Here is a 13,115-nt window from a genome sequence, read left to right on the forward strand (position 1 = left end):
CTCAAGGGCGGGGCCGGCAATGACCTGCTTCATGGCGATGGCGACAACGATTTGCTTTATGGAGAGGACGGCGACGACAGGATGGGTGGGCAGCTCGGCGATGACTGCCTGTGGGGCGGCATCGGCAATGACACGCTGTTCGGCGATGAGGGCAATGACGTCTTGGCCGGCGATGCGGACAATGACACCCTGTACGGCCAGGCCGACAACGACAGGTTGCTTGGCGGCGCGGGCAATGACTGGCTGGACGGCGGAGCCGGCGGCATAGACGTGGCGGACTACCGCAACAGCGGCATGGCCGGCGGCGTCAAGGCCAACCTGGCCACCGGCCGGGTGGAAAAATTCCTCACGGCAGGCCTCACCACACCCAGCTATATCGACACGCTGGTGGAGATCGAGGACGTGGTGGGCACGGCGGCGGCCGACCTCCTCCTGGGCAACGAGCGGCCGAACGGCCTGTTTGGCAACGGCGGCGACGACACGATCAAGGGCGGGGGCGGCAATGACCTGCTTCATGGCGAGGACGACAACGATTTGCTTTATGGCGAGGACGGTGACGACAGGATGGGCGGGCAGATCGGTCACGACACCCTGTTGGGCGGCAGCGGCAATGACACGCTGTACGGCGATGAGGGCAATGACCTCTTGTCTGGCGACGCGGACAATGACATTCTGTACGGCCAGTCCGGCTATGACAGGTTGCTTGGCGGCGCTGGCAATGACACGTTGGATGGCGGTGTCGGCGGCATAGACGTGGCGGACTATTTCAGCAGCGGAATGGCCGGCGGCCTCAGGGTCAACCTGGCCACCGGCAGGGTGGAAAAATTCCTCACGGCAGGCCTCAACTTACCAAGCTATATCGACACGCTCGTGGAAATCGAGGACGTGGTGGGCACGGTGGTGGACGACCTTCTTATGGGCAACACCGGCGCCAACGGCCTGTTTGGCGGCGGGGGCAGTGACACGATCTGGGCTGGGGCCGGCGCTGACCTGGTCCATGGCGAGGACGGCAATGACTGGCTCTATGGCGAGGGTGGCGACGACAGGATGGGCGGGCAAATGGGTGTTGACCGCATGTGGGGCGGCAATGGCAACGACTTGCTGTTCGGCGATGACGACAATGACGTCTTGTATGGTGAAGCGGACAATGACACCTTGATCGGCGGAACCGGTTCAGACATCTATGTTTTCCAGCGCGGTTGCGGTGCCGACATCATTCAAGAAAACGACAGTACGGCCGGCAACACCGATGTGCTGCAGTTCCTCGGCGACGTCAACACCCAGCAGCTGTGGTTCCGCCAAACCGGCAATGACCTGGAAGTCAGCATTATCGGCACGGCCGACAAGACCCTGGTACAGAACTGGTACTCGGGCAATACCTACCACGTCGAGCAGATCAAGAGCGGTGACAACATGCTGCTGTTGGACACGCAGGTTCAGAGCCTGGTGCAGGCCATGGCTGCTTTTGCGCCGCCGCCCATGGGGCAGACGAATCTGACGGCCGCGCAGCAAACAGCGCTGGCGCCTGTGCTGGCGGCCAACTGGCACTAAGCTGCTTTAAACCGGTTCAGGGTTGCGCGTTCGCGCAGCCTGGCGAGCCCGGCGTGCTTGATTGCGCGGCGGGCTTTTTCTTTGGGTCTTCTTATTTCGCCGCTTGCCAGCCGCCGCCCAGCGACTGGATTAGCGCCACTGCGGTGGTCTGGCGGTCGGCCATGGCTTGCACCAGGGCGCGGCGGGCGCTCAGGGCCGTGGCCTGGGCGGTGATGACTTCGGTGTAGCCGACCTGGCCGCTGCGGTAGCGGTTCAGGACTTGCTGCTCGACCTGGTCGGCCGCTTCCGAGGCCTGGCGGCGCAGTTCCTGTTGCGTCAGCAGCACGCGGGTGGCGGCAAGCTGGTCTTCCACATCCTGGAAGGCGACCAGCACGGTCTGGCGGTAGCGGGCCACGGTCTGTTCGTGCGCGGCGCGCGCGCCGTCCACACGGGCGCCGGTGGCGCCGGCATCAAAAATCAGCTGCGCGGCCGACAGGCCCAAGGACCAGACGTTGCTCGATGCCTTGAACAAATCTGCCACGCGGCTGGCGCCGGTGCCCACCGAGGCGCTGAGGCCCAGGCTGGGGTAGTAGGCGCTTTGGGCGATGCCGATTTGTTCATTCGCGGAAGCCACGCTGCGCTCGGCGGCGGCAATGTCGGGGCGGCGCTGCAGCAGGTCTGAGGGAACGCCTATCGGCACTTCGGGTACCAGCGGGTTCCATGCGATGGGCGGCAGGCTGAAGTTGCCGGGCGCTTCGCCGACCAGCACGGCAATCGCGTGTTCCAGCTGCGCGCGTGTGCGCACCAGGCCGGCGTTGTCGGCCTGGGCGTTGGCGAGCTGGGTTTGCGCCTGCAGCACGTCGGTCTTGGCGGCAATGCCGGCGGTGTAGCGGTTCTGCGTGATCTCGAGCGCACGCTGGTAGCCCGTCAACGTGCTTTCGAGCAGCGCCTTTTGCGCATCGGTCTGGCGCAGCGAAAAATAGTTGGCGGCGAGTTCGCCCTGGGCCGAAAGCTTGGCCGAGGCCAGGTCGGCGGCGCTGGCCTGTTCGCCCGCCGTGGCGCTGCTGACCGCGCGGCCCAGCCGGCCCCAGACGTCGGGCTCCCAGCTGCCGCCTATGCTGAGCTGGTAGTTGTTGCCGATGCGGCCTGTGGTGCCGGTGGCGACGTTGCCGCTGGAGCGCGAACGCGAGGCGCCGCCGTCCAGCGTGACCGAAGGGAACAGCGAGGCGCGCTGCTCGCGCACCAGCGCGCGCGCCTGCGCATAGGCGGCCACGGCCAGCGCGACGTTCTGGTTGGAGACGTCGACGCGCGACTGCAGCTGGTCCAGCACCGGGTCGTTGAAGAGGCGCCACCAGGGGCCGCGTTCCAGTGCATCGGCCGGTGCTGCGGGCACCCAGCCTTCGGCTTCCTTGAAACGGGTGACTTCGGCGGTGGCGGGCACCTTGTAGTCGGGGCCGACGGCACAGCCGGTGGTGAGCACGGCCAGCAGGGCGGCGGCGGCAAGCAGCTTGAGGTCAAAACGAGGAGTGCGGGAAGTGTTGTTCATGGTGCTAGTCCGTCATTGCGCTTGCAGCGGCGCGTCGGTTTCGCCGGGATGGCGGCTGAGCTGGCGCTCCTGGGGGCTGCGGCGGCGCAGCTTGTCCATCAGCACATAGACCACGGGTGTGGTCAGCAACGTCAGCACCTGGCTGGCGATCAGCCCGCCGATGATGGCGATGCCCAGCGGGCGGCGCAGTTCGGCGCCTTCGCCGAAGCCTATGGCCAGCGGCAGCGCGCCCAGGATGGCGGCCAGTGTGGTCATGAGGATGGGGCGAAAGCGCAGCAGGCAGGCTTCGCGCACCGCTTCAAGCGCCGAGATGCCGCGCGAGCGCTCAGCCTCCAGCGCGAAGTCGATGATCAGGATGGCGTTTTTCTTGACGATGCCTATCAGCAGGAACACGCCGATCAGCGCGATGATGGAAAAGTCGAGCTTGAACATCAGCAGCGCCAGCACCGCGCCCACGCCGGCGGAGGGGAGGGTGGAGAGCACGGTGATGGGGTGGATCAGGCTTTCGTACAGGATGCCGAGCACGATGTAGATCACCACCAGCGCGGCCAGGATCAGCAGCGGCTGCTGGCCCTGCGATTCCTGCGCGCTGCGCGCCGTGCCGGCAAAACTGCCGCGCACATTGCTGGGCATATGGATGTCGGCCTCGGCCTGGCGCACGGCTGCTTCGCCGTCGCTCAAGGTGGAGCCGTCGGCCAGGTTGTAAGACACGGTGGTTGAGAGCTCGCCGTCTTCATGGGCGATGGAGGCGGCGGTCGGGTTCTCGCTGAAACGCGCAATCGCCGACAGGGGCACCATGTTGGTCGCCGCCGTGCTCAGCACATTGCCGCTCGACGAATCGCGCAGGCCCGGGTTGGCGCTGCTGGTGGGGGTGCTGCCCGTGCTTGCGGCCGTGGTGGCCGCCGTGCCCGATGTGCCCGTGCCACCTGTTGTGGTGGACGTGGTACTGGTGGAGGCTGTGGTGGTGGTACTCGCCCCGCCCCCGCCCTTGGCCGGCACATAAATGTCCTTGAGCGACTCGGGGCTGCGCGTGTAGCGCGGCGCGACCTCCATGATCACGTGGTACTGGTTGAGCTCGGCATAAATCGTGGCCACCTGGCGCTGGCCGAAGCCGTTGTAGAGCGCGTTGTCCACGTCGCGCGAGCTGATGCCCAGGCGCGCGGCGCTTTCCTTGTCGACGGTGACCATGGTTTCCACGCCGTTTTCCTGCTGGTCGGTGTCCACGTCGGTCAGCGCGTCCTGGGTCTTCATGCGTTCGGCCAGGCGCGTGGCCCACAGGCTCAGGTCGGCCGCGTTGTCGCTTTTCAGCGTGTACTGGTAGGTCGAGTTGGTCTGGCGCCCGCCGCCGCGCAAGTCCTGCACGGTGTTGAGGAAGAGGCTGATGCCCGTCACCTGCGCGAGTTGCGGCCGCAGCCGCGCGATCACGGCCTGGCCGCCGTCCTTGCGCTGGCCGACCGGCTTGAGGTTGATGAACATGAAGCCGCCGCCGGCGCGCGAGCCGCCGGTAAAGCCGACCACGGTGTCCACCGCCGGGTCGGCGCGGATGATGTCGACGAGTTGTTTGAGTTTGGCCTGCATGGCCTGGAAGGAAATGCTGCGGTCGGCGCGCAGGCCGCCGTTGATCTGGCCGGTGTCCTGTTGCGGGAAGAAGCCCTTGGGCGCTTTCACATACAGGTAAACGTTCAGGCCCACCACGGCCGCCAGGATCAGCATCACCAGCAGCTTGCTGTGCAGCGCCCAGTCGAGGCTGGTTTCATAACCGCGGTGCACCCGGTTAAAGCCCCGTTCAAACCAGCGGGCAACGCGGCCGGGCGGCTTGTCGTGCGCATCGGGCGTGAGCAGCCAGGCGCACATCATGGGCGTGGTGGTCAGCGAAATGACCAGGGAGATCAGCACCGCCGCCGACAGCGTGACGGCGAATTCGCGGAATAGCCGGCCCGTCTGCCCGCCCATGAAGAGCAGCGGGATGAACACCGCCACCAGCGACAGGCTGATGGACAGCACGGTAAAGCCGACCTCGCGCGCGCCCAGCAGCGCCGCCTTGAAGCGGTCCATGCCGGCCTCGATGTGGCGGCTGGTGTTTTCGAGCACGACGATGGCGTCGTCGACCACAAAGCCGGTGGCGACGGTCAGCGCCATCAGGCTCAGGTTGTTGAGCGAAAACCCCATCAGGTACATCACGCCGAAGGTGCCCAGCAGCGAGGCCACCGTGGCCACCGCCGGGATGATGGTGGCGCGCGCGCTGCGCAAAAAGGCGCTGACCACCAGCACCACCAGCACGATGGAGATGATCAGCGTGATTTCGATCTCATGCAGCGAGGCGCGTATCGAGTTGGTGCTGTCGGACGCGACCTCCAGCTTGACGTCTTGCGGCAACTGCGCTTGCAGCTCGGGCAGCAGGTCGCGCACGCCGTTGACGGTTTCGATCACGTTCGCGGCCGGCTGGCGCGTGACCAGAACGATGACGGCCGGCTCGCCGTTGAACAGGCCCAGGGTGTTGACGTTCTCCACGCCGTCCAGAACCTCGGCCACGTCGCGCAGGCGTATCGCCGCGTTGTTGCGCCAGGCCACGATCAGGTCCTGGTAGTCGGCCGCCCGCCGCCCGCCGCTGGCGGTGCTGGAGCCGGTGTAGATCTGGAAGCGCTGGCCGTTGCCCTCAATCGCGCCGCGCGGCCGGTTGGCGTTGGAGGCCTGCAGCGCGGCGCGCACGTCTTCCGAACTCACACCGTAGCGGTTCAGCGCAAAGGGGTTGAGCTCCACCCGCACGGCAGGCAGCGAGCCGCCACCCAGCTCCACGTCGCCCACGCCCGGCACCTGGGCGATCTTTTGCTGGATGAGGTTGGAGACCTCGTCGTAAATCTGCCCCGGCGAACGCGTCTTGGACGTGAGTGCCAGGATGATGACCGGCGCCGAGGCCGGGTTGGCCTTGCGGTAAGTCGGGTTGCTGCGCAGCGTGGCCGGCAGGTCCGCCCGCGAGGCATTGATGGCCGCCTGAACCTCGCGCGCGGCCGAGTCGATCTTGCGGTTCAGGTCGAACTGCAGGCTGATGCGCGTCGAGCCGCTGCCGCTCGAAGACGTCATTTCATTGACACCCGCGATCACCCCAAGGCGCCGCTCCAGCGGCGTCGCCACACTGCTGGCCATGGTCGCGGGGCTGGCGCCCGGCAGCGAGGCACTGACCGAGATGACCGGGAAGTCGACTTGCGGAAGCGGCGAGACCGGGAGGACGAAGAAGGCGCCTATGCCCGCGAGGCACAGGCCTATGGTGAGGAGGACTGTTGCTACAGGGCGGCGGACGAAGGGCTCGGAGAGGTTCATGCGGGGATTCCTCCCCCGACCTGGCCGGTTCTTGCTCCGGCGGGACGCTCATTGCTGAGGGCCGTTGGCCGGGGGGTGCCCGGCGGCAACTCACTTTTCTTTTGCTTCGCCAAAAGAAAAGTAAGCAAAAGAAAAGGCGACCCTGGTTGCTGCGTCCCTCCGCTTCGCTGCGGGCAACCTGCGGTGCTCGGTCCAGACGGGGTCAAAAACAACTCGCTTCGCTCAAACAAGTTTTTGCCCTGATCCGTCTGGCCCTCCGCTCCTCGGCGCATCCACAAGGGATGGGGACAGGAATACCGAACAGCCGAAGACAAAATCCCGAATACCTGAAGGAACAAGGACACGCCAAGGCGTGTCCTTGTCGGTATTTTTCCCCGCTCCCGATTGCCCCTTGTGGATGCGCCGAGGAGCGGAGGTTCAGGCGGATAAGGGATCGCGTTGTTTGAGCGAAGCGAGTTTAGCGAGACCCCGCCTGAACCGAGCACCGCAGGTTGCCCGTAGCGAAGCGGAGGGACGCAGCAACCAGGGTCGCCTTTTCTTTGCTTACTTTCTTTTGGCGAAGCAAAAGAAAGTGAGTTGCCGCCGGGCAACCCCCGGCCAGCAGCCTCAAGCAAGGAGCCTCCGGCGGGAAAGCAAAAAGAGGCCTTCACGCAAGAACCTCTTTCTTGCGTTTAAATCTCCGCCCTAACCGGTCAAACCCCAAATAGATAACCGGCGTAGTAAACAGCGTGAGCATCTGGCTGACAATCAGCCCGCCAAAAATCGACAAGCCCAGCGGCTGCCGCAATTCAGCCCCCTCGCCGAAGCCGAGCATCAAGGGCACAGCGGCAAACAGCGCGGCCAGCGTAGTCATCAGGATGGGCCGGAATCGCAGCAGGGCCGCCTGATGGATGGCTTCCTGCGGAGACTTGCCTTCGTTGCGTTCGGCGTCGATCGCGAAGTCGATCATCATGATGGCGTTTTTTTTCACAATGCCGATCAGCAGGATGATGCCGATGATGCCTATCACCCCGAGGTCGGAGCCGCTGATCATCAGCGCCAGCAGCGCGCCCACGCCGGCCGAGGGCAGGGTGGACAAAATCGTCAGCGGGTGGATATAGCTTTCGTACAGCACGCCGAGCACGATGTAGACGCAGATCACGGCCGCGAGGATCAGCCACAGCTGGTTGGACAGCGAGGACTGGTAGGCGCCGGCCGCGCCCAGGAAGGTCAGGGTCACGCTGGCGGGCAGGGCGATGTCTTTGGCGGCCTGGCGGATTTCGTCGACCGCGGTGCCCAGCGAGACGCCGGGCGCGGTGTCAAAGCCCAGCGTGGTGGCCGGGTACTGGGCGACGCGGGTGATCTGCAGCGGTGCGGGTTGCTCGCTGATGGTGGCAATCGCCGACAGCGGCGTGGTGGTGCCGCCGCCGGTCTTGAGCTGCAGCGCGCCCAGCGAAGCCGGCGTGGCCAGCGGGTCGGGCATGGCTTCGAGGATCACGCGGTACTGGTTGGTCTCGGTGAAGATGGTGGAGACGATGCGCTGGCCGAAGGCGCTGTAGAGCGCGTCGTCGATCGACGAGGTGGTGACCGACAGGCGCGAGGCGGTGTCGCGGTCGACGTTGATGTAGGCCGAGGCTCCGCTGGAGCCGGCGTCGGAGGCGACGTTGCGCACGCCGGGCAACTGCCGCATGCGCTCGCTGAGCTTGTTGGCCCACAGCACCACGGTGGCGTTGTCCGAGCCTTCGAGCGAGACGCGGAACTGCGTGGGGCCGGTTTCGGCGTCAATCGTCAAGTCCTGTGTCGGCTGCAAATAGAGCGTGACGCCGGCCACCTTGCCGACGCGCTCCTTGAGCCTGTCCATGGTTTCCTGCTGGCTGCCGCTGCGGCTGGACTTGAGGTTGATCAGCATGCGGCCGGTGTGCAGCATGGTGTTGTTGGCCGCGTCCACGCCGATGAAGGAGCTCAGCGTTTCGACGTCGGGGTCTTCCAGGATGGCCTTGGCGGCCGCCTGCTGCAGGCCGGCCATGCGGGCGTAGGACACCGATTGCGCGGTTTCGATGCGGGCCTGCAGCTGGCCGGTGTCCTGCGTCGGGAACAGGCCCTTGGGGATCAGCACATAGAGCAGCACCGTGAGCAGCAGCGTGCCCAGCGCCACCAGCAGCGTGAGGCCCTGGCGCTTGAGCACCCAGGTCAACCAGCGGTCGTAGTGCACGATGACCCCGTCGAAAAATGCCTGCATGCGCTTGCCGAATTTCCCGCCTTCTGGTTCGTTCTCGGGGTGGCGTGTGAGCCAGCGCGCCGACATCATGGGCACCAGCGTGAGCGAGACCACCGCGGAGATCAGGATGGTGATGGCCAGCGTGATGGCGAATTCGCGGAACAGCCGGCCCACCACGTCGCCCATGAAGAGCAGCGGGATCAGCACGGCGATCAGCGACACTGTCAGCGAAATGATGGTGAAGCCGATCTGCGTCGCGCCCTTGAGGGCGGCGGCCATGGGCTCTTCGCCTTTTTCGATGTAGCGCGAGATGTTTTCGATCATCACGATGGCATCGTCGACGACGAAGCCGGTGGCGATCGTCAGCGCCATCAGGCTCAGGTTGTTCAGGCTGTAGCCCAGCAAATACATGGCGCCGCAGGTGCCTATCAGCGAGATCGGCACGGCCAGGCTGGCGATCACGGTGGCGCGTACGCTGTGCAGAAACGCAAAAATCACCAGCACCACCAGCAGCACGGCCAGCACCAGTTCGATCTCCACGTGCAGCACCGAAGCCCGTATGCCGGTGGTGCGGTCGCTCAGCACGTCGACCTTGAGCGAGGTGGGCAGGCCGGCCTGCAACTCGGGCAGGCGCGCCTTGATGGCGTCCACCGTGGCGATCACGTTGGCGCCGGGCTGGCGCTGCACGTTGAGGATGATGGCGGGTTTCAGGCCGCTCCACGCGCCCAGCTTGATGTTCTCGGCGCTGTCGATGACCTGCGCGACGTCGGAGACACGGATGGCCGCGCCGTTGCGGTACGCAATGATGAGGCGCTGGTAGTCGGCCGCGGCGACGAGCTGGTCGTTGGAGTTGATCGAGTAGGAGCGCGTCGGCCCGTCAATGCTGCCCTTGGCGCCGTTGGCGTTGGCGGCGGTGATGGCGGTGCGCAGCGAGTCCAGGCCCAGGCCGAAGGAGGCGAGGGCGCGCGTGTCGGCCTGTATGCGCACGGCGGGGCGCTGCCCGCCGCTCAGCGAGACCAGGCCCACGCCGTTGACCTGGCTGATCTTGAGCGCCAGGCGCGTATTGACGATGTTCTGCACTTCGGTGAGCGGCAGCGTGTCGGAGGTAATGGCCAGCGTGAGCACCGGCGCGTCGGCCGGGTTGACCTTGGCATACACCGGCGGCGCGGGCAGGTCGGCCGGCAGCAGCGAGCCGCCGGCGTTGATGGCGGCCTGCACTTCCTGCTCGGCCACGTCGAGCGTGATGCCCAGGCCGAACTGCAGCGTGACGATGGAGACGCCCGCCGCGCTGGTGGAGCTTAAACGCTGCAGGCCGGACATCTGGCCGAACTGGCGCTCCAGCGGCGCGGTGACGGTCTGGGCCATGACCTCGGGGCTGGCGCCGGGGTAGAGCGTCTGCACCTGGATGGTCGGGTAATCGACCTGCGGCAGGGCCGACAGCGGCAGGAATTTGAAACCCACCAGGCCGGCCAGCACGATGGCCACCATCAGCAAAGAGGTGGCGACCGGGCGGAGGATAAAGGGTTGTGACGGGCTCATGCGCAAGGATCCTGCCGTGCGGTCATTGCGCAGGCCGTTCGCGGCGCTGGTCCTTCATGCCTTGCCAGCGCGCCAGCGCGGCGGGGTCGCCCTTGTCAATCTGTTCCAGGAAGCGTTTGCGGCGTTCCAGCGCGGCCGGGTCGTCCTTGGCCTGGGCCAGCATGCGTTGGCGCTGCTCGGCGGTGGGGCCTGCGATAGAGGGCGGCGCGGCGTTGGCTTGCATCGCTGCCGCAGGGGCGGGGCCGGGACCCGACGCCGCCGGCGCAGGGGTTGCAAGCGGTGCACCCGCAACAGCGTCGGACGCCGCACGGTGGCGTCCCGCCGCGGACGCGCCACCGCCCGGTGCGCTGGCGCCGCGGCGCCTGCCTCCGGCGCCAGCACCTGGCGCATCGCCGGGCAGCACCACGCTGGCGCCGTCCTTGAGGCGGTCGGCGCCTTCGGTGATGACGCGCTCGCCCGCTTCCAGGCCGGAGCTGATCACGATCTTTTCGACGGTGGCCTGGCCGCGCTTGACGGGCCTGAGTGAGACGGTGCGGTCCTGGTTGACCACATAGACGTAATCGCCGGTGCTGCCAAGGCGCACGGCCGTGACGGGCACGACCACGGCGTTTTCAATGGTGCGCACCTGCAGGCGCACGTTGACGAACTGGCTGGGATAGAGGTTGAGCTGGCTGTTGTTGAAGCGGGCCTTGGCCTTGACGGTGCCGGTGGTGATATCGACCTGGTTGTCCAGCGAGGCGAATGTGCCGGTGTCCAGCGTGACGGCACGCGTGCGGTCGAGCGCGGTGACCTGCATGACCTGGCCTTTGGCGGCGTTTTGCTGCAGCTCGCCGACCTGGTCTTGCGGGATGGCGAAGACGACGTCGATGGGCGTGATCTGGGTGATCAGGGCGATGCCGTTGGCGTCGCCGTTGCTCACCACGTTGCCGACGTCCACGGTGCGCAGGCCGACGCGGCCGCTCACGGGCGCGACCACGCGGGTGTAGCCCAGGTTCAGGCGCTCCGTGCCTTCGGAGGCCTTGTCGACAACGACCGTGCCTTCCAGCTGCTTGACCAGCGCGGCCTGGGTGTCGACCTCCTGGCGGGCGATGGAGTCTTGCTCCAGCAGGGTCTTGAAGCGCTGCAAGGTGACGCGCGCGCTGTCGAGCTGGGCTTCGTCGCGCTGGCGCTGGCCGCTGGCCTGCATCAGGGCCATTTCAAACTGGCGCGGATCTATGGTGGCCAGCAGCTCGCCGGCCTTGACCATCTGGCCTTCCTTGAAGAGGACTTTTTCCATCACGCCCGAGACCTGCGGCCGCACCCGGACGGTGGCCTGCGGGGTGACGGTGCCCAGGGCGTCCAGCACGATGGGGATGTTGGCCCGCTCGGCGGTGGCGACGCCGACCGTGGTAGACGGCGGGCCGCGCCTGCCCGCGCCAAAACCGCCGGGGCCGCCGGCCGCGTCGGCGGAAGGGTGGGTCAGGTGCCAGGCCAGCCAGCCTATGGCGGCCAGGGCGATCAGGGCGATGACGCTGCCGATGATGGACGCGCGGCGGCTGATGCGTTTGCGGGGAGGGGTTTCGGCTTTCGGGTCCATCAGCTGTCCTTGGGGTGCCCGCCGCGTCAACCAGGCGGCGCGGCATTTTTTTGTGTGGGATTGCCGCTGTTTGCCCCAGACCCTGGGGCCTGCTCCAACAGCGCTCAATAATTATCACTGCAAGCCCGAGGGCGCAGGTATAGCGCCCGATAGAGGCGCGTAAATATCCTGTAAAGCGGAGCTTGGCCTACACCCCGGCGGGAAATTACGCCGTTGCGGCGTTTCCAGCTACTGTTTTGATAGCGGGTCGGGCTTGTAGCGGTTCAGCCGATCAAGCGATCAGCGCCGCCACATCCGCAAGGCGCGGGATGCCGTCAATGGCGCCGTGCCGCGTGACCGAGAGCGCGGCCGCCGCGTTGGCCCATTGCATGGCGCCGGCCAAGGGCTCGCCGCGCGCCAGGGCCGCCGCCAGCGCGCCGGTGAAGGTGTCGCCCGCGCCTATGGTGTCGCGCACGGCCATGGCGCGGCCCGGCATGGTCAGCGGCGCGTGGCCGGCCTGGTAAAGGCGGCAACCGGCCGCGCCCAGCGTGACCAGCACGGCGCGGGCGCCGCGGGCCAGCAACTGTGCCGCAGCCTCGTCGGCCGAGCCGGCATGCGCCGGGCCGGCCAGCAAATACAGTTCGCTCTCGTTGGGCGTGAGCACGTCCACCAGCGAAATCAATTCATCACTGAGCGGGCGCGCGGGCGCGGGATTGAGCAAGGTGAGCGCGCCGGCCGCACGGGCCAGGCGAAAAGCTTCCAGCGTGGCCTCGGCCGGCACTTCGCAGGACGCCATCACGACGCGGCAGCCCGCCAGCAGCGTTGCCGCAGCCTGCGCGTGGCGCGCGCCCAGGCCGGTGCCGGCGCCGGGGTAGACGGCGATGCTGTTGTCGCCGTCGTCATAAACCAGGATTTGCGCGACGCCGCTGCGCTCGCCGGCAGCCTGCTCGACGTGGCGGGTGTCTATGCCTTCGTCATGCCAGAGCGCCATGCCCATGCGGCCGAAGTCGTCGTCACCTATGCGGGCGAGCAAGGCGACACGCGCACCCTGGCGCGCGGCGGCCACCGCGGCATTGCTGCCCTTGCCGCCCGGGCTGATGCTGAAATCGGAGGCCATCAGCGTCTCGCCGCGGGCAACCGGCCGCGCCACCCTGGAGATCAGGTCGGCGTTCCAGCTCGCGACGCAGACCACATCAGCATTCACATCGTCATCCATTTAGCGGCATCCAGGATAAGGGCCAGATCCGACGCATGACCCCAATCCACCAAGCGGACGCCGCGGAACCGGCTTTGCCGGGCCGCAAGCGTCGCCCCCTTGAGGGTGGAGGCGCCGCAGGCGCTTCGGGGGTGGGTCATTTTCCTCCGTAGCCCATGGTCTGTGGGAGCCACAGGACTATTTGCGGGAAGAAGGTCATGGCGAGCAGCAGCAA

6 protein-coding genes are annotated in these 13,115 nt (G+C 66.6%); 1 reads left to right on the forward strand and 5 read right to left on the reverse strand.

Going from position 1 to position 13,115, the window contains the following annotated elements:
• Window positions 1-1,551 (forward strand): calcium-binding protein (locus tag ACLV8F_RS23990; protein ID WP_411886706.1); only part of this gene is annotated, 1,551 nt, incomplete at its 5' end.
• A gap of 91 nt (window positions 1,552-1,642) precedes the next feature.
• Here ACLV8F_RS23990 and ACLV8F_RS23995 read toward each other — a convergent pair.
• The 5 genes from ACLV8F_RS23995 to ACLV8F_RS24015 all read right to left on the reverse strand — a co-directional run bounded on the left by ACLV8F_RS23995 (window position 1,643) and on the right by ACLV8F_RS24015 (window position 12,901).
• A complete protein-coding gene (locus ACLV8F_RS23995; protein WP_411886707.1) occupies window positions 1,643-3,076 on the reverse strand; it encodes an efflux transporter outer membrane subunit in 1,434 nt (477 codons plus the stop codon).
• Between the two features lie 12 nt (window positions 3,077-3,088).
• Window positions 3,089-6,394 carry an efflux RND transporter permease subunit gene (locus tag ACLV8F_RS24000; RefSeq protein ID WP_411886708.1) on the reverse strand — a complete coding sequence of 1,102 codons (3,306 nt, stop codon included), beginning with the start codon at window positions 6,392-6,394 and terminating at the stop codon, window positions 3,089-3,091.
• 646 nt (window positions 6,395-7,040) lie between these two features.
• Window positions 7,041-10,130 carry an efflux RND transporter permease subunit gene (locus ACLV8F_RS24005; RefSeq protein ID WP_411886709.1) on the reverse strand — a complete coding sequence of 1,030 codons (3,090 nt, stop codon included), beginning with the start codon at window positions 10,128-10,130 and terminating at the stop codon, window positions 7,041-7,043.
• 22 nt (window positions 10,131-10,152) lie between these two features.
• Window positions 10,153-11,706 carry an efflux RND transporter periplasmic adaptor subunit gene (locus tag ACLV8F_RS24010; protein ID WP_411886710.1) on the reverse strand — a complete coding sequence of 518 codons (1,554 nt, stop codon included), beginning with the start codon at window positions 11,704-11,706 and terminating at the stop codon, window positions 10,153-10,155.
• Between the two features lie 271 nt (window positions 11,707-11,977).
• Window positions 11,978-12,901, reverse strand: coding sequence for a ribokinase (locus ACLV8F_RS24015; RefSeq protein ID WP_411886711.1), 924 nt, complete (start codon window positions 12,899-12,901; stop codon window positions 11,978-11,980).
• Window positions 12,902-13,115: the final 214 nt, after the last annotated feature.

Origin of the sequence: Polaromonas sp. YR568 (assembly GCF_943369675.1) — a bacterium.
In the GTDB taxonomy this organism is placed as follows: Bacteria; Pseudomonadota; Gammaproteobacteria; order Burkholderiales; family Burkholderiaceae_C; genus Polaromonas.

What these genes read in the sequence shown, in the direction of transcription:
- ACLV8F_RS24000 (WP_411886708.1), bottom strand. Translation starts at nt 6,394, where the DNA reads ATGAACCTCTCCGAGCCCTTCGTCCGCCGCCCTGTAGCAACAGTCCTC.
- ACLV8F_RS24015 (WP_411886711.1), bottom strand. Translation starts at nt 12,901, where the DNA reads ATGGATGACGATGTGAATGCTGATGTGGTCTGCGTCGCGAGCTGGAAC.
- ACLV8F_RS24010 (WP_411886710.1), bottom strand. Translation starts at nt 11,706, where the DNA reads ATGGACCCGAAAGCCGAAACCCCTCCCCGCAAACGCATCAGCCGCCGC.
- ACLV8F_RS24005 (WP_411886709.1), bottom strand. Translation starts at nt 10,130, where the DNA reads ATGAGCCCGTCACAACCCTTTATCCTCCGCCCGGTCGCCACCTCTTTG.
- ACLV8F_RS23995 (WP_411886707.1), bottom strand. Translation starts at nt 3,076, where the DNA reads ATGAACAACACTTCCCGCACTCCTCGTTTTGACCTCAAGCTGCTTGCC.